Raw genomic sequence first — 24432 nt, forward strand, 5'->3', positions numbered from 1 at the left:
CGATTAGCGCAGTTTGGTAGCGCACTTGGTTTGGGTCCAAGGGGTCGCAGGTTCAAATCCTGCATCGCCGACCATTTCCCCCTAAATAAAACACATCTAAATTCTACTTTTATTACACAACACCCTTAATTTTTTCTTTATTAATCGTATTTTCACTTAATTAGTCTGTTTTTTATTCGCTTAGTCGTTATCTAGTCTGATCTACCCCAAATAATTGCCCCCTACACTCGACTATCATAAATATTAGGTTATAATGCCGCGTCTATTTGTTTAATAATATAGTGCCCTAAGGGCAGAGCAGCAATGGTATCTCCTGGTAGCGACGGATTTTTTTAAGCCCCAAAGCTTGAATTTTATCAAGACGCCTATAGATTACTTTGTTTGTAAGGAAGGCGAACAGTCGCCAAAATTGAATATTGAGGTAAATCATGCAAGTTTCTGTTGAGACGACTCAAGGCCTTGAGCGCCGTCTGACCATCACCGTTCCTGCAGAGAACGTTGAGACCGAAGTAAAAAAACGCTTACAACAACTGTCAAAAACGCAGCGTATCGACGGTTTCCGTGCTGGTAAAGTTCCAGTATCAGTAATCAACAAGCGTTTCGGACCAGCTGTTCGTCAAGAAGTTGCTGGCGAAGTAATGCAACGTAATTACATTGAAGCAATTGTTGCTGAAAAAATTAACCCTGCAGGCGCACCTACATTTGCTCCTAAAGCACTTGAAGCAGGTAAAGATTTAGAATTCTCAGCAACATTTGAAGTTTACCCTGAAGTTGAAGTTCAAGGTTTAGAGAAAATTGCTGTTGAAAAACCAGCAGTAGAAGTTACTGAAGAAGATTTAGCTAACATGCTAGAAACACTTCGTAAGCAACACGCTTCTTGGGCTGATGTTGATGCAGCGGCTGGCGCAAACGACCGTGTAACGGTTGATTTCGTTGGTACTATCGACGGCGAAGAATTTGAAGGCGGCAAAGCTGAAGACTTCCCATTAGAACTTGGCCAAGGTCGTATGATCCCAGGTTTTGAAGATAACATCGTTGGTAAAAAAGCAGGCGAAGAAGTGGTTGCTGATGTAAACTTCCCTGAAGATTACCATGCTGAAAACTTAAAAGGTAAAGCGGCTCAATTCACTATCACAGTGAAAAAAGTTGAAGCGCAAGAATTACCTGAATTAAGCGATGAGTTTGCAACTAAATTCGGTGTTACCGAAGGCGGCGTAGACGCGCTTAAAGAAGAAGTTAAAAAGAACATGACGCGTGAGCTAGACCAAGCGGTTAAAGCTAACGTTAAAGACCAAGCAATCAAAGGTCTTTTAGAGCAAAACGAAGTTGAAGTGCCTAAAGCATTAATCGACCAAGAAGTTGACGCACTACGTCAGCAAGCTGCTCAACGTTTTGGTGGCAATGGTCAAAACATGCCAGAGCTTCCAGCTGAATTGTTCCACGAACAAGCTGTAACACGTGTTAAAACTGGCCTATTATTAGGTGAAGTGATTAAAGCGAATGACATCAAAGTTGATGACGCTAAAGTTGAAGCATTGATTGCTACTGTAGCTTCTGCATACGAAGATCCAACTGAAGTAGTAGAATACTACAAAGCAAATGATCAACTAATGCAGCAAATGCGTAATGTAGCAATGGAAGAGCAAGCTGTTGAAGCTATTTTAGCTAAAGCAACTGTGACTGATGTTGAAAAAGCATTTGATGACATCATGAATCCACAGCAAGGTGCATAATAAGTCATTGACTTAAGCGCTCGCTAACGATTAAATGGCTCGTGTTACTCTGTTTATGCAGTGTGCCCGGGCCATTTTAGTTTGTGGTTCTTAATTAGCTAAAAATGATCATTATGCTTTTCTTAGAATAAGTATAAGCGCATAAGGAATTAAATAAGTATGAACACTGGTATGACAGATCCCCTAAACGCATTAGTCCCTATGGTTGTTGAGCAAACAGCTAAAGGCGAGCGCTCGTTTGATATTTATTCGAGACTATTAAAAGAGCGTATTATCTTTTTAACGGGCCAAGTTGAAGACAACATGGCAAACCTGATCTTAGCGCAAATGCTATTTTTAGAATCAGAGAACCCAGAGAAAGATATTTTCTTATATATCAACTCACCGGGTGGCTCTGTCACTGCGGGAATGGCTATTTACGATACAATGAACTTCATTAAACCAGACGTAAGCACAATCTGTGTAGGCCAAGCGGCTAGCATGGGCGCATTTTTACTGTCTGGTGGCGCGAAGGGTAAACGTTTTTGTTTACCAAATTCACGCGTGATGATTCACCAACCTTTAGGTGGATTCCAAGGTCAAGCGTCTGACTTTGAAATACACGCAAAAGAAATCCTGTCTATTAAAGACAAGTTAAATCGCTTAATGGCTGAGCATACTGGCCAACCGCTTGACGTTGTTTCACGCGATACAGACCGTGACAATTTTATGAGTGCAAGCCAAGCTGTAGATTACGGTATTGTTGACTCAGTATTTACTAATCGCGGTAGCAAGTAAGTATGCCTGCAAGTAGTGATGCTTGCTAATGAGAGTTACTATGCGAAAAACACTAAATTTTGGTATAGTTAAAGCGTATTAAAATAGCCACCAAGACTTTGGTGGCCAACGTAATAAAATGAGGTAGCTGAATGTCTGACACTCCTACAGACGGCGACAAAAGTAATAAATTGTTATACTGCTCTTTTTGTGGCAAAAGCCAGCATGAAGTTCGAAAGTTAATTGCAGGACCTTCAGTATACGTTTGTGATGAATGTGTAGAGCTGTGTAATGATATTATCAGGGAAGAAATTAAAGACATCGCGCCTAAGCATGATGCCGCTGACAAATTACCTGTGCCAAAAGAAATTCGTAACCACTTAGACGACTACGTTGTTGGTCAAGACCATGCGAAGAAAGTATTGTCTGTAGCGGTTTACAATCACTACAAGCGTTTACGCAATCAATCAACTAAACAAGACGTTGAACTAGGTAAAAGTAATATTTTATTAATTGGCCCAACCGGGAGTGGTAAAACATTATTAGCTGAAACGTTAGCTCGTTTACTTGATGTGCCGTTTACTATGGCCGATGCCACCACACTAACCGAAGCCGGTTATGTAGGTGAAGATGTTGAAAACATTATTCAAAAGCTTTTACAAAAATGTGACTACGACGTAGAAAAAGCACAACGTGGTATTGTTTACATTGATGAAATTGACAAAATTTCTCGTAAATCAGATAACCCATCAATCACACGTGATGTATCAGGTGAAGGTGTACAACAAGCGTTACTTAAACTGATTGAGGGTACAGTGGCTTCTGTTCCTCCACAAGGTGGGCGTAAACATCCACAACAAGAGTTTTTACAAGTAGATACTTCTAAGATACTGTTTATTTGTGGTGGTGCATTTGCTGGTCTTGATAAAGTTATTGAACAGCGTAGCCATAAAAACACCGGTATTGGTTTTGGTGTTGACGTTAAAGAGTCGGCGGCGAGCCGTTCTTTGAGTGAAACATTTAAAGATGTAGAGCCAGAAGATTTAGTAAAATATGGTTTAATTCCAGAGTTTATTGGTCGTTTACCTGTAGTTGCAACATTGACTGAACTTGATGAAGCCGCGCTGGTTCAGATTTTAAGTGAGCCTAAAAACGCCATTACTAAGCAGTTTTCAGTATTGTTTGGTATGGAAGATGTTGAGCTTGAGTTTCGTGATGACGCACTGCGTGCTATTGCTCATAAAGCAATGGAACGTAAAACCGGTGCGCGTGGCCTACGTTCAATCGTAGAAGGTGTATTACTTGATACTATGTATGAGCTGCCTTCAATTGATAACGTTAGCAAAGTGGTTGTTGATGAAACCGTTATTAAAGGTGAGTCTGATCCCATCTTAATTTATGATAGCAGTCATCAAGAACACGCTGCGGCAGATTAAATTCTGAGCGAATTATAAAAAAAGGGAGCCAATGGCTCCTTTTTTTATAATTAATTTAATCGAGTTAACAAAAATTGTTGAACTTTAATTAGGTTATCCCCATATACTTGAGTAATCTTTAAATAAATGAAGTGCAAAGAGAAAATACAATGACGCTTGAGAGAAACGATCGAGTCGAAATCCCTGTGCTAGCACTGCGCGATGTGGTGGTGTATCCACACATGGTGATCCCGCTTTTTGTAGGCCGTGAAAAATCAATAAAATGCCTTGAAGCGGCAATGGATAAAGACAAACAAATTTTCTTAGTTGCACAAAAAGATGCAACTGTAGATGAGCCTGAGAAAGACGATATTTATCGTGTTGGGACAATTGCGACTGTACTTCAATTATTAAAGCTACCCGATGGTACAGTAAAAGTATTAGTTGAAGGCACACAACGTGCGAATATCGAAGAGTTTGTTGATAACGAAGACTTTTTCGTTGCTAATGCACAGTTCATTGAATCGGATTCAGTGAACGAACAAGAACAAGATATCTTTATTCGTAGTGCATTGAGCCAGTTTGAAGGCTATGTAAAATTAAATAAAAAAATCCCACCTGAAGTCATGACCTCGGTATCGGGTATTGATGAGCCCGCGCGTCTTGCTGACACTATGGCAGCACATATGCCATTGAAAGTGCCTGAAAAACAAAAAGTACTTGAAATATCTAGCGTTACAGAACGTTTAGAGTACTTAATGGCGCTGATGGAAGGTGAAATAGACTTATTGCAAGTTGAGAAGAAAATTCGCACCCGCGTTAAAAAGCAAATGGAAAAATCGCAGCGTGAGTATTACCTCAATGAGCAAATGAAAGCGATTCAAAAAGAGTTGGGTGAAATTGATGACGTACCGGATGAATTTGAAGCGCTAAAAAAACGCATTGAAGAGTCTGGCATGCCATCAGAAGCGAAAGAAAAAGCCACAGCTGAGTTAAATAAGCTTAAAATGATGTCGCCAATGTCGGCAGAAGCCAGTGTTGTTCGCTCATACATAGATACGTTAATTAACGTACCGTGGAAAAAACGCTCCAAGGTAAAAAAAGACTTAGCCGGCGCGCAAAAAATATTAGATAGCGATCACCACGGCCTTGATAAAGTCAAAGAGCGCATTATTGAGTACCTCGCAGTACAACAGCGCACAAATAAACTTAAAGGGCCAATCTTATGTTTAGTTGGACCGCCAGGTGTAGGTAAAACATCACTTGGACAGTCTATTGCGCGTTCAACGGGTCGTAAGTACGTTCGTATGGCACTCGGTGGCGTACGCGATGAGGCTGAGATTCGAGGGCATCGTCGTACTTACATTGGCTCTATGCCTGGTAAGTTAATTCAAAACATGACTAAAGTGGGCGTTAAAAACCCATTATTCTTGTTAGATGAAATTGACAAAATGTCAGCAGATATGCGCGGTGACCCTGCATCAGCATTGTTAGAAGTATTGGATCCTGAGCAAAACAGTCACTTTGCGGACCATTACTTAGAAGTTGATTACGACTTATCTGATGTGATGTTTGTTGCAACCTCAAACAGCTTTAATATTCCAGGTCCTTTATTAGACCGCATGGAAGTGATTCGATTATCGGGTTACACCGAAGACGAAAAGCTAAATATTGCTAAAGAACATTTAATTCCTAAGCAAATTAAGCGTAATGGTTTAAAAGCTAAAGAAGTTGAAATTGCCGACAGTGCTATCATTGGTATTATCCGTTATTACACTCGTGAAGCGGGCGTGCGTAATTTAGAGCGTGAAGTATCTAAGCTATGTCGTAAAGCGGTTAAAAATATCTTAATCGAAAAAGACACTAAAACAGTGACAATTGATGCAGATAACCTTGAAGAATACTTAGGTGTGCAGCGCTTTGATTACGGTAAAGCAGAAGATGGCGACCGTATTGGCCAAGTTACAGGCCTAGCATGGACAGAAGTCGGTGGTGACTTACTCACGATTGAATGTGCTGCAGTACCAGGTAAAGGCAAATTGACTTACACCGGCTCGTTAGGCGATGTAATGCAAGAGTCGATTCAAGCGGCAATGACCGTTGTGCGTAATCGTGCTGATGAGCTGCGTATTAATAGCGACTTTTATGAAAAGCGCGATATTCACGTACACGTACCTGAGGGTGCAACACCTAAAGATGGCCCAAGTGCCGGTATTGCAATGGTAACGTGTTTGGTTTCAAGCTTAACCGGTAATGCGGTGCGCTCTGATGTAGCCATGACAGGTGAAATTACCTTACGTGGTGAAGTATTGCCTATTGGTGGTTTAAAAGAGAAATTATTAGCGGCTCACCGTGGTGGGATTAAAACGGTCATCATTCCAAAAATTAACGAACGTGACTTAAAAGAGATACCTGACAATGTATTGGCGGGTCTTGATATTCACCCAGTTACATGGATTGATGAGGTATTAAAGCTTGCTTTAGTGCATCCAGTTGATAGTTTTTCAGTCGAAACACCGAAAAAGCAGTAAAAAAGCCAAAAAAAGTGCTTTTAGGGGCTTTTCAAATCTAAACGGTATGATAAGTTAAGCACTGGTTTTCAAGCCTAGCCCTTGCAGGGCCTAGGCTTAAGAAAAATATAATCATATGAGCTTTAAATAAATGCTCAAAAATTTCAAAACAGTGATGTTAGTTTAAAAAAACAATCGCTCTTGATAACAACAATGAAAGAGGATGATATTGTGAATAAATCTCAATTAATCGATCAAATCGCAGCTGATGCTGACATTTCTAAAGCGGCTGCAGGTCGTGCACTAGATTCATTCATCGAATCTGTATCTGGCGCGCTAAAAGATGGCGACTCAGTTGCACTTGTTGGTTTTGGTACTTTCTCTGTACGTGAGCGTGCTGCTCGTGCAGGTCGTAACCCACAAACTGGTGAAACGATTCAAATTGCTGCTGCTAACATCCCAGCTTTTAAAGCCGGTAAAGCGCTTAAAGACGCAGTAAACTAATCACTGTGTAAACAAATTAGTTATGGCGAGTGAACAATACGCTTAATTATTCTAATCGATGAATTAAGTTACTTCACCGCCAGTTACTTCAAGTGAAAAAGCGTATCTGGTAAGATACGCTTTTTTTACATATGACAAGGTAGAAAAGACCTTGGTCAGAAAAGAGATAAACAAATGCTTGAGAAAATCAGAGAAGGTTCGCAAGGGCCGGTAGCCAAAGTCATTTTAGGCGCGGTGATTTTATCTTTTGCCTTAGCTGGGATCGGTAGTTACTTAGGTCAAACCACAGAACAACCCGTTGCTGAAGTAAATGGAATTAAAATTAGCCAAACAGAATTTAGCCGTGCGTTTCAAAATGAACGTAGCCGCTTAGAACAACAATTTGGTGAATATTTTACCCAAATAGCAGCCGATCCAACTTATATGGCTCAAATACGTCAAGGCGTGATTGACCGTTTAGTACAACAAGAATTACAAAGCCAGTTAGCGACTGAGCTGGGTCTGCGTGTGAGTGATGAAAGTATTCGTCAAACAATTTTAGAGCTTCCTTATTTTAAAATTGGCGATCAATTTAATAACGACCGTTACTTACAAGTGATTCGTCAAATGAACTTCCAACCTGATTCATTTCGAGAGTACCTTCGTGATGATATGACACGTAGCCAGTTAGTGTCAGCGGTTGCAGGAACTGACTTTGCATTGCAAAACGAGCTTAAATCAGCCATTGCACTGCAACAACAAACTCGCAGCATTGATTATTTAGTCATTGATAAACAAGCAATGCAGGCTGATGTTGACGTTACTGATCAAGAAGTGGCTGATTATTACGAATTAAATGCAGGGCAATTTTTATCGCCAGAGCTTATTTCAGTTAATTACATTGAGTTAGATGCAGATGATATCGATGTTGCATCGGTAAGCGAAGACGACGTAAAAGCATATTATGAGCAGAGTAAAGCGCAATATGTTGAGCCTGAAAAACGTCGTGTATCACATATCTTAATTGATAACAGTGAAGATGACGATGCGGCAAAAGCGAAAGCTGAGTCTTTATTAGCACAGCTTAATGCGGGTGCTGATTTTGCACAATTAGCTGAATCGTCGTCAGATGATATTGTTAGCGCCGAAATGGGTGGTGACCTAGAGTGGATTGAACGTGATGTCATGGAGCCTGCATTTGAAGATGCTGCTTTTGCACTGCAAAACAGAGGTGATTACTCTGATGTAGTAGCCTCTGAATTTGGTTATCACATCATTAAACTTACAGACATTCAATCGCAGCAAGTTAAACCTTACGATGCCGTGAAAGCCGATTTACGTGCTGAACTTGAACAAGCTGAAAAAGTGGATGCGTTTTACGAGAAGCAAACAGAAATGGGTGCGTTAGCATTTGAGATTTCTGACCGCTTAGACGATGCTGCTGAAGTGGCGGGTGTTGAAGTACAATCTACACCGCTATTAGCACTGAGTGCGCTTCCTGAGCCGCTTAATAATCCTGCGGTTATAACCGCATTATCATCAGTTGAATTACTAGAAGATAAAGTAAACTCAGAAGTAATCGAACTAGGTAATGAGCACGTGATTGTGGTTCGTGTTAACGAGCATCAACCGGCTGCAACTAAAGCATTGAGCGAAGTAAGCGAGCAAATTAAAACACGCTTAGTGAACGAAAAAGCGTCGGATCTTGCTAAAGAAAAAGCACGTACCTTATTTGCACAAATCAAAGACGGTAAGAGCTTAAACGACGTTGCTATTGAGCAGTCACTAAGCGTTCGTCAAGAGTCGCAACTTACTCGTGAAAGCTTTGCTGTTTCGCCTGCTATTGTTACCCAAGTATTTAAAATGGCGCACCCACGTGATGGCGCAGTTTATGATGTAGTTAACTTAAACAATGGTGATGCTGCTATTGTTGCGCTTAACTCAGTCACGGATGCACCAGTGAGTGACAGCATTGAGCCACAAATGAAGCAAAATATCACGATGGCCCAAGCACAGAAAAACTATTCGGTATTCATTGAGTCGCTTAAGCAACAAGCGGAACTAAATGTACCAAAAGCAGCGCAACCTGCGGAATAAATAATAGCTAAACTATAAAAGGCGTCAATTGGCGCCTTTTTTGTTTTTGTATTAACAGCTTAATAAGCGTTGAGTAACCTTTGACTGTGGGCTTTGAAAAATAGCTTCAGTGGGACCGTATTCAACAATTTCACCTTTATTGAGAACGACTAATTGGTCGCTAATATGACGCACTAAACTTAAGTGATGGGTGATCAAAATATAGGTTAAACCGGTTTCGAGCTGTAATTTAAGTAATAAGTTAACTATTTGCGCCCTCACAGAGGGGTCAAGCGACGAAAGTGCCTCATCGAGTACAACGACCTTGGGATCTAAAATAAGTGCGCGAGCGAGCGCTATACGCTGTAATTGCCCAATACTAAACATATGCGGATAGTATTGTTGATGATCAACCAGCAAACCGACCTTAAGTAAAGTACTGCCAATTTTTTCACTGCGCTGATCTTTATCAAAATCGGTATTAAATTTTAGGCAATCGTCGAGCATTTCTGCAATGGTTAATGCCGGGTTTAATGAGGTGGCCGAATCTTGAAAAATCATTCGGATGTAACGGCACTGAGCATCGCGCTGGCCGTTGTTTTCAATGGTGTTATTTTCTAATAATATTTGTCCGCTGTCTGCACTGTATGCGCCAACTAACAATTTAGCGAGGGTGCTTTTTCCTGAGCCGGTTTCACCAATAATGGCAATCGTTTCACCTTTACCAATACTAAATGAGATGTTTTTTAGTACATCAAATTTTTTACGGCTAAATAAACCTGCACGCATGTTAAAGGCTTTTGACAAGGCTTGAACTTTTAACAAGGGTTGCATTATTTTACTTCCTTGATCAATGGAAAGTGACACGCGTAACTATGGCCGTGGTGTTTAGAGAGTTTAGGGGCAACCACACACTCTTTTTGTGCTTGCGGGCAACGCGGTCCTAAACGACAACCAATCGGTAAATGTTGTAGTGTAGGTATGGTGCCTTTTAATGCATAAAAAGGTTCTTTATGGGCTAAGCCGTGCTCATAATCAGGTAAGCTTTTTAATAAAGCCTGCGTATAAGGATGACGCGGTTGGCTAAAAATACGGTGCGTTGGACCCGCTTCAACCATTTGTCCGCAATACAAAACATGAATACCATGTGACCAATTTACTATTTCTTCTAGCTCATGGGAAATCATCAAAATAGACATATTCTTTAGCTGATTCAAACTTTTTAATAATCGAAATACCTGCGCACGAGTGGTACTTTCTAGTGCGGTTGTTGGCTCATCAGCAATGAGCAATTTAGGTGTACGCGCAATGGCCATGGCTATCATGACTTTTTGACAAACGCCTTCAGAGAGTTCATGAGGGTAGCTATCAAGCACGGCTTCATGATTTTTAATGCCCACTTTGTGTATCAGTGCTTTTACACGATCTTTACGCTCTCGGTTGCGTTTTAAGAAAAACCCTTTGGCGGCCACTTCAGGCAGTGTTTCAGCGATTTGGTTAAATATTTTTGCAGTAGGGTCAAGGCAGCGACTTGGATCTTGGTAAATCATTGCAATGTCTTGGCTGACGGTTTTACGGCGCTGCTCTGGTGTGAGGCGCATTAAATCGACACCGCGCCAATGCATTCTATCGGCGGTTATAACCCAGCGCTCGTTAAGTACGCCTACAATGGCTTTTGCAATTAAGCTTTTTCCTGAGCCGGATTCTCCCACTAAGGCGTGTACTTCACCTTCTTTTAAACTAAAACTTACTCGGTCAACAGCGCGAATAGCGGTTTCAGACGTTTGCAGCTCTATGGTTAAATTTCGAATATCTAGTAAATGCATTTAATCTGCCTTACGCGCTTGTAAAACTTTGCGAAGTCCATCGCCCACCAAGTTTGTTGAAAGAACGGCTAAAAATAGCAGTACACCCGGAAGAGCCACCGTCCATGGGGCTAAATAAATAAGCCCTAAGTTTTCGGCTAAAATAGCACCCCATTCAGTGGTGGGCGGCTGTGCGCCAAGTTTTAAAAACCCTAGCGCAGCAATATCTAAAATAGCAGTAGAGAGGGCCATAGTAAAAATAACCACAATATATTCATACACATTAGGAAAAATACCGCGCGATAAAATATGCCACTTAGAGGCTCCATCGAGCCGGTACGCTGTGACATAATCTTTACCTAACTCATCAACGATTAGGTTTCTAATGGAATGAATAAACTGTGGTAACAGCGCTAAAATAATTGCCCAAACGGTATTCATTAATCCAGGACCGAGTATGGCAATAATAATAATGGCCAATAATAATGAAGGGATAGACAAGGTTACATCAAGTAAATGGTTCAAAAAGCTAGAGCGTATGCCTTTGCTAATACCAGCAAATGTACCGACTAACACACCAATTATGGTGGTAATTAGTGCAGCCACGACCGACAAGCCAAATGTATAAGTCGCGCCATTCATTAAGCGTGAAAGCACATCTCGGCCTAAGTCATCGGTGCCTAAAATAAACCGCACATCGCCCATTTCATTCCATGAAGGTGGCAGCAGTAGTGCATTACTGTGCTGTTGGTTTACTCCATAGGGCGCAAGAAACGGCGCTGTTGCAGCTAATATACTAAAGGCAATAAACACCCATAAACCCACCAAAGCAGGATGGTTATTTTTAAATTTTCGCCATAGTCTCGCTAATGGCGATTTATTTGAATCTTCTGAAAATAAATTAAACTTTGCCATGCGCTTGGTTCCGAGACAGAGGATCGAGTAGGGTGTATGTTAGTTCAGCTATAATTGTCGCAATAATAATGAAAAAAGAAACGGCCATTAAGCCCCCTTGTATGGCAGGGTAGTCACGTTGATAAATACTGTCTATTAACCAACGGCCAATCCCCGGCCATGAAAAAATAACCTCGGTGATCATAGCAAGGGTGATTAAGGTGCTAAATTGCAAACCTATTTGCTTTATAACCGGCAGTAATGCATTTCTCAGGGCGTGATGAATAATAAGCTGTCCACGGTTAAGGCCTTTGGCGCGAGCTGTTTTGATAAAGTTTTGATCCATTACTTTTAACATTGACTCGCGAGTAAAGCGCACCAATACAGTAGTCGGATACATAGCCAGTACAATGGTGGGTAACGTTAGGTGATGCAGTGCATCAAGCATTGCCATGCCATTGTAGGGAAAATCAGCTAGTAAAATATCCAGTAAGATAAACCCCGTACTGGCAGGTATTTCATACAATAAGCTCACTCGCCCCGACATAGGAAACCAACCAAGTTTGAGCGAAAAAACCATAATTAGTAATAACGCGAGCCAAAAAATAGGCATAGAATAGCCAACCATAGCTGTTGAGCTAATTAATTTATCAGGCCATTGTTTATGATAAGCCGATGCTAAAATCCCGACAGGCACGCCAACCACAACCGAGATGACTAACGCATAAATACTCAGCTCTAAGGTCGCTGGAATTAAATCAACCACGTGAGCAAAAACACTATCTCCTGAGGCAAACGACACGCCCCAATCGCCTTGTACTATTCGCCCAACAAAGGCAATGTACTGCATAAAGTAGTTACTGTTAAACAGGTACTTTTCTTCTAGCTGTGCATTTTGAGTAAAGTTAGTGTCTGGTATGCCGCTTAAGTTACTCAGTGGATCGCCAGGGAATAAGTAGCTCAGCGAAAAAGTAAAAATACTCAGTAATAACACCATGAAAAATAACAATCCGAGGCGGCGTAAAATATAATCGAATAACATTACTTCTTCCTCGCGTTAGCCAATGAAATAGCGCCAAATGGCCCGAGTGTGATCCCCTCAACATCAGCACTACTTGCCTGAAAACGCATGCCGTGGGCTATTGGGTATAAGGGTAATTGTTCGATGATCATACTTTGTGCTGCGTCGTAATATTGTTTACGTAAATTTAAATCGGTCGTATCGAGAGCTTTAGTTAACAGTAAATCAAATTCAGGATTACACCAGTTCGCTGGGTTTTTGCCACTGAAGGTCGCGGTGCAGCTAAGTAACGGGCTAAAAAAGTTGTCAGGATCAGGCGTATCTGCTGCCCAACCTAATAATACACTGTCGTGACGGTGCTCGCCTATGCGTTGAATAAAGGTGTTCCACTCATACTCGACAATATTAACGTTAACGCCAATTTTGCGTAAATCGCTTTGCATCAGCTCTGCCATTTTTCGTGCATTGGGGTTATAAATACGGCTGACAGGCATAGCCCAAATGCTCATATCAAACCCTTTTTCATAACCGGCTTCTGTTAATAGTTTTTTTGCCAGTTGTGGGTCGAAAATTGGCATGTTCTTTTGTGGTTCAAACGCCCACGACGTGGGTGGTAATATTGACCGCGCACGAAGTCCATTACCGTAGTAAACTGCCTGCATTATTTTTTCTATATCAATGGCATGCACTAAGGCTTGGCGTACTTTTAAGTTATCAAACGGAGGGCGTTCGGAATTAAATGCCCAATAACCTATGTTTAAGTTGGTTTCCCTTTCAACGTTAATATCATCTCGCTGAGCTAAAATACTTAACTGTGCACTGCTAGGATGCGCAGTTACGTCACACTCTTTGGTAAGAATTTTAGCAATACGCGTGGTGCCATTAGGGGTAATGTCGTACACCAACTGCTCAAGTGCCACCTCGTGTTTCCAATAGTCAGCGTTTTTATAAAAGCGTACTAAATGGTCTCGTCGGTATTCTTTGTAAATATAAGGACCGGTGCCAACTGGATATTGATCAAATAGGTTTTCTTGGTTGTTGGCTTTGAGCGCCATGGCATATTCTTTAGAGAGCACCACGGCGAAATCGGTCGCCATATTCGCTAAAAAACTGCTTTCTGCGTTAAATAATTCAAACCGAACTTGGTGATCAGACACCCTGACAATTTTACGAATAAGTTGGTCAATACCCACACTTTGAAAGTAGGGATAATTCGCATCACCGACAAAGTGATAGGGGTTGTATACATCAAATAAACGACTGAAAGTGAAAATGACATCATCAGCGTTAAATTCGCGTGTTGGAGTAAAATACGCGGTGGTATGAAATTTAACCCCTTTACGCAGAGTAAAAGTGACAGACTTACCGTCTTTGCTAATTTTCCAGTCGGTGGCTAGTTCGCTTTTAAATTCAGCAGTCACAGGGTCAATACTAATTAACCGGTCGTACAACTGGTTAGCAATAATATCGATGGTTGATCCTGTGGTTGTGACTTGTGGATTGAACGACACAGGATTTGCCTCAGCGCAATAAACGAGGCCTTGGTTTTTTTCTTCTAAGATTTCTTCTTTACTATCAATGCAACCTACTAAACTCAATGATAATAAAGCAAGTAATAATTTATGCACCCGCACAACCTCTACTATTCCAGCAAATTGTATTTTTTCAAATAACCACGTAATTGATGATACGTTAAACCAAGTACTTCTGCAGTCTTCTTTTGATTAAATTGGCTATGTTCTAATGCTTTTTTTATTAATGTGATCTCAAATTCATTAGAGAGTGTTTTTAAGTCACAAGGAAACTCAGGTTCTGCGTTACTCAAACTCGGTGTTACAGGCGCTTCTTTGGGCTGGGTGTTAACAACTTCATTTTGCACAGCAACAGGGGCTTGTGCATGTTTAATACGTGCTTTAGGTCTAAAGCGGCTTTCGAATGGGTCTAAAATAATTTTATGCACAGGGATATGTTCATTGCCGTGGCGATAAAGACTTCGCTCCACCACATTTTTAAGCTCACGCACATTACCCGGCCACTCATAACTGAGTAAACTTTCTTGTGCATTGCGAGTAAAGCCACTAAATAACTCCCACTCTAAGTCGCGTGCCATATTCATTGCAAATTGCTCAGCCAGTAACATAATATCGTCTTGGCGTTCGCGCAGTGGCGGTAGAGTGATCACATCAAATGCGAGCCTATCGAGTAAATCGCTTCTAAATTCACCTTGCTGCGCTAAATGCGGTAAGTCTTCATTGGTCGCACAGACTAAGCGCGTATCTACTTTAACCGTTTGTTTGCCGCCAACACGCTCAAACTCACCATACTCTATTACCCTTAATAGCTTTTCTTGCACTAGGGCAGAAGTATTTGCCAACTCATCTAAAAATAAGGTGCCGCTATTAGCCCGCTCAAATCGGCCTTCATGGCGTTTACTTGCGCCAGTAAATGCACCACTTTCATGGCCAAATAATTCACTTTCGAGTAGATTTTCGTTTAATGCCGCACAGTTAAGTTTGACGTAACTTTGATCCCAGCGCTTGGATAAAAAGTGTAAACGTGCTGCAATAAGCTCTTTACCGGTACCACGTTCACCAATAATAAGTACGGGTTTATCTAGGTTTGCTAGCTGCGATACCTGATCAAGAACCGATAAAAAGCTGTCTGATTGGCCGAGCAAATTATCCTGTTGGCGATATTGACTCATATTTCCTAACTCTTAGTCATTTTTACTAACAGTTAGTGTATTTCATTATGATTGATAACAAAAGCAATTTGTAATTTACATTTAACTATTTGAAATTTATTGCTATTTTAAAATTAAAAAAGTTGGCAAGCATATTGATACTAATAAAAGCAGACACATTTAGATTAAATAATAGAGGTATATGTTATGGGAATTTTTTCACGTTTTGCAGACATTGTTAATTCTAATATCAATGCCATTTTAGATAAAGCAGAAGACCCTGAAAAAATGGTTCGTCTTATTATCCAAGAGATGGAAGATACACTGGTAGAGGTACGCTCTACATCAGCAAAAACACTCGCTGAGAAAAAAGAATTAGTACGTCGCGTAGATACACTAAAAGCCCAAGTAAACGATTGGCAAGACAAAGCCGAACTGGCACTGAGCAAAGATCGTGACGATTTAGCACGCTCAGCATTACTTGAAAAGCAAAAATCAGCCGACGCAGTTGCTGCGGTAGAAAGTGAACTTGACCATGTAGAGTCTCATATTGAGAAGCTACAACAAGAGGTTACTACGCTACAAGAAAAGCTAGCAGATGCTAAGGCACGTCAAAAAGCGATTATTTTACGTCAACGCTCGGCTGAGTCGCGCCTTGAAGTTAAAAAAGCGCTTGATAGTTCTAAAGTAGAGGATGCACTTAATCGCTTTGAACGTTACGAAACCAAAATTGATGGGCTAGAATCTCAAATAGAGTCTTATGATTTAGGTAAACAAACGTTAGCTGATGAAATTGCAGACTTACAAAAGAATGAAAAGATTGATGACGAGTTAGCTGAACTTAAAAAGAAACTCGCAAATAAATAAAACGATAATATCAGGGGCCACGTGCCCCTGACATCAACATAGAATAAGGATTGTCAGGAGAGGATTATGTTTGATCCAGAGATACTAGTTGCCCCCTTTATCTTATTTATGATTTTTGTTGCGCCACTGTGGTTAATTTTACACTACCGTAGCAAAAAGCAAGTAAGCCAAGGGTTGAGTGAGCATGAGCACCGCCAATTATTGGAGCTAGCACAAAAAGCTGAAAAAATGGCTGATAGAGTAGAAACATTAGAAGCGTTGCTTGATCAAGAGTCACCTCAGTGGAGACAAAAAGTATGAACACTAAACGCGAATTATTCAGAGACCCACAACGCGGCAAAATAGCTGGCGTATGTGCCGGTTTAAGTGACTACTTTAATATGGAGTTATGGTTAGTTCGCATTATATTTGTTAGTGCGGTACTACTAACCGGTGGCCCATTATTTGTGGTAGCGTACATTGCAGCATGGTTTATTTTAGATAAAAAACCTGCTGCAACACGTAAAACGCATTCAACTTACAGTGATGACCCACTAGAAGTTAAGTTTAAAGTATGGCAAAAGGGCGAGCCACCTCGTCGTGCATTACAAGACTTAAAAGAGCGTTTAACACGTGTTGATGTTCGCTTACAAGAGATGGAACGTTACGTTACCTCAAGCGAATTTACGGTCAGTCGTGAAATTAATAAACTTTAAAGGATTGATAAGCACCTTGTTTGTAACGTGAACAATTACGGCAGATAGGGTGCAAAACACTTTATGAGCCAATCATTTGCAAAAAAGACCTTTAAAACCTTTAAAGGCAAAGCACAAAAAGCCCTGCACCGTAGTTTAGACCAACATGTTAAGCTTGCTGTAACTGGGTTGAGCGGCAGTGGTAAAACCGCGTTTATAAGCGCGTTAGTTAAGCACTTAACCTCTCAGGCGAATGACAACAACTTACCTTTTTTTGATGTGATGCGCGAGCATCGTCATATTGCCACTAAAATTGTGCCGCAAGAGGCATTAAACGTGCCCACTTTTGATTATAACCGTGCAATGAGTGCCTTACTGCCAATGGAAGGTGACCCTGCTTGGCCGGCGTCTACTGAGCGAATAAATACCCTACGCTTGGCGATTAAATACCAAAGTAATGCGGGTCTGCGAGGTCATTTTTCACCGCAATCAACGTTATACCTTGATATTATTGACTATCCAGGCGAATGGCTGCTCGATTTACCTATGCTTGAACAAAGCTATACTGCGTGGTGTGAACAGCAATACCCATTATTAAATCAGTCTCCTCGCAGCGCTACCTCAGGCGATTTTTTACACGCCGTAGAGCAACTTGATTTACATGCGCCTGTGGATGAAAGTGAGCTTGCTAACATTGCACAACTTTATCAACGCATGCTAGTAGGGCTAAAAAAAGACACCAAACTTGCGATGTTACAACCCGGGCGAATGTTAATGCCAGGCGACTTGCAAGGTGCGCCGTTATTGTTATTTTTTCCAATTAATCCTGAAAAAATGAAAGACGATGTGGTGGCGGGTTCTAATTTAGCGCATTTAATTAAACGTTTTAATGCTTACGTGAAAGAAGTCGTTAAGCCATTTTATAATGAGCATTTTCGTCATTTTGACCGCCAAATTGTGTTGGTTGATGTACTCAGTGCATTAAATGAAGGCCATGAAACGTTGCATGAGCAAAGCCGTGTTATTAATCAATTGTTGGCACATTTTAGTTATGGGGAGTCTGGCTTTTTTAAACGTTTATTCAAACCGAATATTGATAAAATATTGTTTGCTGCTAATAAGTCAGATCACATCAGTGCTAAGCATCATAAAGCGTTAGCCTTGTTACTAGACTCGCTGGTTAAAGAGCAAAGTAATCATTTAAAGTTTGATGGTGTACAAATTGAAACTATGGCTATGTCATCAATTACCGCAACCCAACCTCGCCAAGTGGTTGATAAAGGTCAAACCCTTGATTGCGTTTACGGTAAACCTTTAAATGAGCATGAGTGGCTGACTTATTTACCACCAGAGCCGCCAAGTCGAATGCTTAATAAAAGTGAGTGGCCAGCGCAAGGGTTTGAATTTTTGTCATTTTCGCCGATGCCAAGCCCCGACAAACAACTTAAACATATTCGATTAGATCATGTGATGCAGTACCTGCTAGGAGACAAATTAACATGAGTGAGTCAACGCAACAGTTTCAAGCAGGGCGTCGTATTAATGCTCAAAATATTGAGCAAAACGAGCCTGCGTTAACACCTGCTAAAATTATTGAACACGGACAAAGTGATTACACCTCTGAGCTTGAGGATGATGCGCTTGAGCCTGAAGTTGATTTAGAGCCGGTGTATAAAAAGTCAAAATGGCAAACGCTCAAAGGCTTGTTTGCGCTCAGCTTTATTATTTTAGTACTGCTAGAGTTTGGGTTTTCTATTGTGCTTGCTTATCAGCAATCGCTTATTTTGGGCAGTGTTTATTTAACCGCTGTGGTAAGCGGTGTGTTATTAATAACAAGGTTGTTATGGCGAGAGTATCGGATGTTGCGCAGTTTAAAGCGTAATCAGCTGCATCGCCATGAAGCCGATAGGCTATTAAACAGTGAGCAAGTGGGTGGTGCACTCCCTTGGCTTGAAAAATTGAACAAGCACCAGCAGTTAGACAATTTTGAAAACTTTAAAAACCAAGTTGCTACGCACCATAGTGATAAAGAAATAATGACACTTTACGCTAATAGCCTACTGGTAACGCAAGACACCCAAGCTAAAAAGCTTATAAACCGCTTTGCAACAGAGTCAGCCTTATTAGTCGCATTAAGCCCTCTTGCGCTGGTGGATATGATAGCGGTGTTATGGCGCGGTACAAAATTAATTGAACAAATAGGTAAAATTTATGGCATTGGTTTTGGTTACGCCAGTCGCATTAAACTCTATCGAATGCTGTTAAAACAAGTCATGTTTGTAGGTAGTGCAGAGCTTGTATCTGATTTAGCGGCCACGGCACTTAGTGCTGAGCTATTAGGCAAACTTTCAGGGCGAGCCGCGCAAGGCGTCAGTGCGGGTATATTTACAGCACGTATAGGCTATAAAGCCATGGAATTAAGCCGACCCTTACCGCGTCTTGAAAATAAACGCAGCTTGTTAAAAGGCACTGTTCAAGGGATTGCGAGTAAAATTATGAGTCGCACTAAGAGAGAGGAGAGTAAATAGTTGGCAATATTTGTGTACAGCTTTTTGAGTAAAGTTTGCACAAATAGCCATCTGAGCATCCGGCATGCTTGTGATTTAAAGTGCGGTGCGTTTTATTTATGTAATTGACACACATAATAAAAACGAGAGCACACAATGAGCAAGCATCATCCACACACCCAATGTATTCATGGCCCACAAAAAGCCAATGATCCCCATGGTGCATTAACCTCGCCATTATACCAAACATCGACATTTCATTTTGAAAATGCTGCGCAGGGTGCTGCACGGTTTGCTGGCGATGAGCCCGGTTATATTTATACGCGTTTGGGTAACCCTACCACCACTGAACTTGAACAAAAAGTGGCGCAATTAGAGGGCTGTGAGGCTGCAGCGGCAACGGCTACAGGTATGGGAGCGGTATCGGCTTCGGTACTGAGCTTTTTATCACAAGGCGATCACTTAGTTGCATCAAGTGCGCTTTATGGCTGCACCTTTGCTTTTTTTGCGCATATGTTGCCGCGTTGGGGCATTGAAGTCACCTTTGTGGATATGACCAATAAAGATGAGTTACGTGCTGCAATAAAGCCAAACTCAAAAATGATATTTGCAGAGACACCGATAAACCCGACGATGGCCGTTATTGATTTAGCACTTATTGGTGATGTAGCAAAACAGCATAATTTAATAAGTGTGGTCGACAATACCTTTTTAACGCCGCTGCTACAGTCACCTAAACAATACGGCATCGATATTATTATGCACAGTGCTACCAAGTATTTAAATGGTCACGGCGATGTAGTCGCAGGTATTGTGTGTGGATCCCTTGAGCACATTACACATATTAAAATGACGGTGTTAAAAGATATAGGCGCGACGATTAGCCCACACGATGCATGGTTAATTAACCGAGGTTTAAAAACATTAGCTATACGGGTAGAGCGTCATTGCCAGAGTGCGCAAACGATTGCTGAATATTTAGAGGCTCACCCTCAAGTGAGTAAAGTGTACTATCCTGGACTGAAGTCGCACCCAGGTCATCGGTTTATTGGTAAGCAAATGAAAGCTGCTGGCGGTGTTATTGCTTTTGAAATTAAAGGGAGTTTAACCGACGGTGAGCAGTTTATTGATAGCATGAAGCTATGTACTTTAGCGGTTAGCTTAGGCGATGCCGAAACACTTATTCAACACCCTGCATCGATGACCCATTCGCCTTACACACCCGAAGAAAGATTAGCAGCCGGAATTAGTGATGGTTTAATTCGCTTATCTGTTGGGCTTGAAGATGTTAATGATATTATTAACGATCTCAACCAAGCATTTACTAAAACATCGTAAGGTGTAATTTATTATTTACAGGAATATCGATCTTTAAGTGCTGTTAAATATAGGGTGTCTTTTTATCTTTGCTCTAGTGTAATTATAAATTTACGATATTCGTGTTCTGCGAAAGTATTGATCTGAGTCAAGCTATTAAACTTTTGTTCACTTTTGCATAGTATGGCTACATCGAATAGCCGAGCACGTGGCTATTATTTTGACACCGATTTAGGGTTTAAACCCAAAGAAGGTATTTATGGCTAAAGCAAGTAATTACACCTCTAAAACACCAGATGAAAATGGCGTTATACATTGGAGCGATGAAGAAAATAAAATTTGGTCTGAGCTTGTAGCACGCCAACTTGCGTGCATTGAAGGCAAAGCCTGTGACGAGTACATGGAAGGGTTAAAAAAAATTAATCTACCGCATGATCGTATTCCACAGCTAAGTGAGCTAAACGAAGTGCTATTGGCAACAACAGGTTGGCAAGTAGCACCTGTACCTGCACTTATCGACTTTGATGAGTTTTTTAGACTACTGGCCAACAAGCAGTTTCCTGTTGCTACGTTTATTCGTAGCCGTGAAGAATTTGATTATTTACAAGAGCCCGATATTTTTCATGAAATATTCGGTCACTGTGCCATGCTAACAAATCCTGACTTTGCTGAATTTACGCATAAGTACGGGCAACTAGGTTACGCGGCAGAGAAAAAAGACCGCGTTTATTTAGCGCGCATGTATTGGTTTACGGTCGAATTTGGTTTGATGCAAACTGAAAAAGGATTACGTATTTACGGGGGCGGTATTTTATCAAGCCCAGGAGAAACCCAATACGTGTACTCTGATACACCAGAAATTAATCCAATGAATGTGCTAGATGTGCTGCGCACGCCATACCGTATTGATATTATGCAGCCGCTGTACTACACCATTAATTCGATTCATGATCTGTTTGAAATATCGCAAATGGATATAATGACTTTAGTTGAGCAAGCTAAGGCGCTTGGTTTACACGAGCCGAAATTTCCCCCAAAAGAAAAATTAACTAGTTAGTTTTTTAATAAAAGTAACACTAGAATTAAGGATTTAAAATGTCTTCATTAAGTGAACAAAAATGTGAAGCCTGTCATGCAGATGCTCCAAAAGTATCAGATGCAGAATTGGCTGAATTAATTAAAAAAATCCCTGATTGGGTGCCGGAAGTACGCGACGGTATTATGCAATTAGAGCGCGTTTATAAGTTTAAAAACTTTAAGCAGGCCATTGCATTTACTAATAAAGTTGGCGATATGGCTGAAGATGAAGGCCATCACCCTGGTGTATTAACCGAATGGGGTAAAGTAACTGTTACTTGGTGGAGCCATTCAATTAAAGGTTTGCATAAAAACGATTTTATTTGTGCCGCTAAAACAGACGATGTATTTAACGCGCTGTAATTATATTTGAGTAAATAAAAAGGCACTTTACAGTGCCTTTTTTATTTTTAATTACCGTTTTACCAATATTGACTGCATCCGTTAAGCTTTATCGGTATTTAACATGTCATCATGTTCGGCCATATCCCAAGGAAGTTCGCCTGGGCTATTACCTAGAAAGTGTAAGTAGTTCTCAAATTGGTCAAGAATATCTTTCACAATATCATCTTCAGTGTAGCCATAAACATCGTATGACAGACCACCGCGACGTAAAAACACGTCGGCCTTATAATACTTTTCAGCATCGTTGTTATCAGGCTTTAGCTCTGAGTAAGCAAAGCTTGGCATAGGATGCTCGGTAAGGCGAATATCATAAACAAAATCCACATGTTCATGGCGCAGCACCGTTAAATGAGCGCGACCTAAATCAGTATCAAATTCCACCACTGCATGCCATTGTCTAGATTTCAATTCTGCTTGTACGGCTTTCATTGCCTCAACTACCACGCTACCAATAAAAGTATGTACTTTTTCTTTATTAGGGTAATTGACCATAGCCGCTAAACGACGCTTCCAGTGAGACAAGTTAATGTTGCGGCTATTAAGTGTATGTGCTTGCAAGCTGGTGTCTCGATGGCCTTCAATTTTTAGAGCTCGCCAAAGCCCCGCCGTGGCAATTAGCATAATAATAGCAAAGGGTAAGGCACTGGCTATGGTCATGGTTTGCAGCGCACTTAGTCCGCCTGCCACTAATAAAACAGCCGCCACAGCACCTTCAAGTACCGCCCAAAACACGCGTTGCCAAGCCGGCGTATTAATGCTTCCTCCAGAGGCGAGTGAATCAATGACTAAAGAGCCTGAATCAGATGATGTAACAAAAAAAGTTATGATCAAAATGACAGTGAGTAGTGAAATGAAAAATGACAGTGGTAACACTTCAAATAATTGAAATAATGCGACGGCATGATTTGCTTGTACATCGCCAATAAGCGTATCAAACCCCTCATTCATAATTAAGTTAAGTGCCGTATCACCAAAGACTGAAAACCATAAAAAGGTAAAAATAGTGGGAACTAACATTACCCCAACAACAAATTGTCGGATGGTTCTACCACGGCTAATTTTAGCGATGAACATACCCACAAACGGTGCCCACGCAATCGTCCAGCCAAATATAAATAAAGTCCAGTTACCAATCCAATCACTGCGACTATAAGCTTGTAAATTAAAAGTACGCTCAACAATACCGCTTAGGTAGCTGCCGGTATTTTGTAAAAATGATTCTAAGATGTGAATAGTTGGGCCAATGAAAAACACAAAAGCCATTAGTGAAACCGCTAAGGTCATATTCACAATTGATAATCGCTTGACCCCTTTATCCATACCGGCCACCACTGAGAGTGTTGCTGCCGCAGTAATAACGGCAATGGCCGTAATTTGCACTGTGGTATTAATAGGGATGTTTGGCCATAAGTAATGTAGGCCAGCATTTATTTGAGTCACCGAAAGCCCTAGTGTAGTGGCAATACCAAATAAAGTACCTAATATGGCAAATACATCCACAGTATGGCCGATTGGGCCATAAATTTTATCGCCAATAAGTGGATACAAGGCAGAGCGAATAGACAGTGGTAAGCCATGGCGAAATGCAAAGTAAGCAAGCACTAAACCAACAATTCCATAGATAGCCCAAATATGAAATCCCCAATGGAAAAAGGCAATTTGCATTGCCTGCTTGGCGGCATCAACGGTTTCAGCCGCCCCCGATGGCGGGGATGCGTAATGCAGCACAGGTTCAGCAACACCAAAATAAAGCAGTGCCACGCCATAACCGGCAGAAAAGAGCATGGCAAACCATTCACCAAAGCTGTATTGTGGCTGTGCATGATCGGGCCCTAATTTTATATTCCCCCAGCTAGAAGCCGCGACTGAGACAATAAATACCAAGAAAATAGCGACAGACAACATATAAAACCAGCCAAAGGTTTCTGTTATCCACGTAAGGGCAACACTAAATGCCTGACCTGCGAGTTCAGGGTTACTACTTGTACCAATCACCAAAAGTAGAATAATAAATACGGCGGGCAAAAATACAGGTAGCAAAATGGTTGAGCGTAAAGCAGTTTTTGTCATATTAATCCTTAATATTAATTGCTAACTTTCAAGTATGCCTGACTACCTTATTATAAATTCACTAGGGTTGGCTAATTTTGCAGCTTAAAAATGTCACTTTTTTAAATTAAAGTTAATATTTACAGCAGCTTGGTTTTAA

The 24432-nt window shown here is 41.0% G+C and carries 21 protein-coding genes; 14 read left to right on the forward strand and 7 right to left on the reverse strand.

The window, feature by feature from the left end; translation table 11 throughout:
- Positions 1–428 precede the first annotated feature (428 nt).
- The 6 genes from tig to AAEY57_RS06510 all read left to right on the forward strand — a co-directional run bounded on the left by tig (position 429) and on the right by AAEY57_RS06510 (position 8994).
- Complete coding sequence (gene tig / locus AAEY57_RS06485) at positions 429–1733, forward strand: trigger factor (protein ID WP_350607011.1); 1305 nt, start codon at positions 429–431, stop codon at positions 1731–1733.
- Positions 1734–1892: 159 nt separating this feature from the next.
- Entirely contained in the window at positions 1893–2510 is a 618-nt protein-coding gene (gene clpP, locus AAEY57_RS06490; RefSeq protein WP_013465450.1) for an ATP-dependent Clp endopeptidase proteolytic subunit ClpP, read from the forward strand.
- Between the two features lie 131 nt (positions 2511–2641).
- A complete protein-coding gene (gene clpX / locus AAEY57_RS06495) occupies positions 2642–3925 on the forward strand; it encodes an ATP-dependent protease ATP-binding subunit ClpX (protein ID WP_350607014.1) in 1284 nt (427 codons plus the stop codon).
- A gap of 149 nt (positions 3926–4074) precedes the next feature.
- The gene (lon, locus tag AAEY57_RS06500; protein WP_013465448.1) at positions 4075–6435 is read left to right on the forward strand and encodes an endopeptidase La; all 2361 of its coding nucleotides are present in this window, start codon (positions 4075–4077) and stop codon (positions 6433–6435) included.
- 126 nt (positions 6436–6561) lie between these two features.
- Positions 6562–6918 (forward strand): HU family DNA-binding protein, encoded by a 357-nt coding sequence (locus AAEY57_RS06505; protein WP_255314649.1) that lies wholly within the window; start codon positions 6562–6564, stop codon positions 6916–6918.
- A 174-nt stretch (positions 6919–7092) separates the two neighbouring features.
- Positions 7093–8994: a SurA N-terminal domain-containing protein gene (locus AAEY57_RS06510; RefSeq protein ID WP_350607016.1), complete on the forward strand. Its 1902-nt coding sequence runs from the start codon at positions 7093–7095 to the stop codon at positions 8992–8994.
- A gap of 51 nt (positions 8995–9045) precedes the next feature.
- On the opposite strand, the gene AAEY57_RS06515 is transcribed toward AAEY57_RS06510, so the two are convergent.
- From AAEY57_RS06515 to pspF, 6 genes are read right to left on the reverse strand one after another with little or no spacing between them, the layout of a single operon-like run.
- Positions 9046–9807, reverse strand: a complete 762-nt coding sequence (locus tag AAEY57_RS06515; protein WP_013465446.1) for an ATP-binding cassette domain-containing protein — start codon at positions 9805–9807, stop codon at positions 9046–9048.
- Entirely contained in the window at positions 9807–10799 is a 993-nt protein-coding gene (locus AAEY57_RS06520; RefSeq protein WP_008111028.1) for a peptide ABC transporter ATP-binding protein, read from the reverse strand. The genes AAEY57_RS06515 and AAEY57_RS06520 overlap by 1 nt, the downstream gene beginning before the upstream one ends.
- The gene (locus tag AAEY57_RS06525) at positions 10800–11693 is read right to left on the reverse strand and encodes an ABC transporter permease subunit (RefSeq protein WP_013465445.1); all 894 of its coding nucleotides are present in this window, start codon (positions 11691–11693) and stop codon (positions 10800–10802) included.
- Positions 11680–12714, reverse strand: coding sequence for an ABC transporter permease subunit (locus AAEY57_RS06530; protein WP_008111022.1), 1035 nt, complete (start codon positions 12712–12714; stop codon positions 11680–11682). The genes AAEY57_RS06525 and AAEY57_RS06530 overlap by 14 nt, the downstream gene beginning before the upstream one ends.
- Positions 12714–14321 (reverse strand): ABC transporter substrate-binding protein, encoded by a 1608-nt coding sequence (locus AAEY57_RS06535; RefSeq protein ID WP_008111019.1) that lies wholly within the window; start codon positions 14319–14321, stop codon positions 12714–12716. The genes AAEY57_RS06530 and AAEY57_RS06535 overlap by 1 nt, the downstream gene beginning before the upstream one ends.
- A 14-nt stretch (positions 14322–14335) precedes the next feature.
- Positions 14336–15397, reverse strand: coding sequence for a phage shock protein operon transcriptional activator (pspF, locus tag AAEY57_RS06540; RefSeq protein ID WP_008111017.1), 1062 nt, complete (start codon positions 15395–15397; stop codon positions 14336–14338).
- 186 nt (positions 15398–15583) lie between these two features.
- Between pspF and pspA the strand changes: the two genes are divergently transcribed.
- The 8 genes from pspA (at position 15584) to AAEY57_RS06580 (ending at position 22181) form a co-directional block, all read left to right on the forward strand.
- Positions 15584–16243 carry a phage shock protein PspA gene (gene pspA / locus AAEY57_RS06545; protein WP_016899278.1) on the forward strand — a complete coding sequence of 220 codons (660 nt, stop codon included), beginning with the start codon at positions 15584–15586 and terminating at the stop codon, positions 16241–16243.
- Between the two features lie 66 nt (positions 16244–16309).
- Positions 16310–16543, forward strand: a complete 234-nt coding sequence (gene pspB, locus AAEY57_RS06550) for an envelope stress response membrane protein PspB (RefSeq protein WP_008111014.1) — start codon at positions 16310–16312, stop codon at positions 16541–16543.
- Positions 16540–16938 (forward strand): envelope stress response membrane protein PspC, encoded by a 399-nt coding sequence (gene pspC, locus AAEY57_RS06555; RefSeq protein ID WP_008111012.1) that lies wholly within the window; start codon positions 16540–16542, stop codon positions 16936–16938. Before pspB ends, pspC begins: the two co-directional genes overlap by 4 nt.
- 63 nt (positions 16939–17001) lie before the next feature.
- Positions 17002–18420 carry a YcjX family GTP-binding protein gene (locus AAEY57_RS06560; protein ID WP_028834043.1) on the forward strand — a complete coding sequence of 473 codons (1419 nt, stop codon included), beginning with the start codon at positions 17002–17004 and terminating at the stop codon, positions 18418–18420.
- Positions 18417–19445 (forward strand): TIGR01620 family protein, encoded by a 1029-nt coding sequence (locus AAEY57_RS06565; RefSeq protein WP_350607022.1) that lies wholly within the window; start codon positions 18417–18419, stop codon positions 19443–19445. Before AAEY57_RS06560 ends, AAEY57_RS06565 begins: the two co-directional genes overlap by 4 nt.
- Before the next feature lie 135 nt (positions 19446–19580).
- The gene (gene megL, locus AAEY57_RS06570; RefSeq protein ID WP_350607023.1) at positions 19581–20762 is read left to right on the forward strand and encodes a methionine gamma-lyase; all 1182 of its coding nucleotides are present in this window, start codon (positions 19581–19583) and stop codon (positions 20760–20762) included.
- Between the two features lie 238 nt (positions 20763–21000).
- Complete coding sequence (phhA, locus tag AAEY57_RS06575; RefSeq protein WP_008467539.1) at positions 21001–21798, forward strand: phenylalanine 4-monooxygenase; 798 nt, start codon at positions 21001–21003, stop codon at positions 21796–21798.
- Between the two features lie 38 nt (positions 21799–21836).
- On the forward strand, positions 21837–22181 hold the full coding sequence (locus tag AAEY57_RS06580; RefSeq protein ID WP_008467538.1) for a 4a-hydroxytetrahydrobiopterin dehydratase: 345 nt from the start codon (positions 21837–21839) through the stop codon (positions 22179–22181).
- Positions 22182–22262: 81 nt separating this feature from the next.
- On the opposite strand, the gene AAEY57_RS06585 is transcribed toward AAEY57_RS06580, so the two are convergent.
- Positions 22263–24293, reverse strand: coding sequence for a BCCT family transporter (locus tag AAEY57_RS06585; RefSeq protein WP_008467536.1), 2031 nt, complete (start codon positions 24291–24293; stop codon positions 22263–22265).
- Between the last annotated feature and the right edge of the window lie 139 nt (positions 24294–24432).

Origin of the sequence: Pseudoalteromonas sp. MER144-MNA-CIBAN-0113 (genome assembly GCF_040308965.1) — a bacterium.
Lineage (GTDB): Bacteria > Pseudomonadota > Gammaproteobacteria > Enterobacterales > Alteromonadaceae > Pseudoalteromonas > Pseudoalteromonas tetraodonis.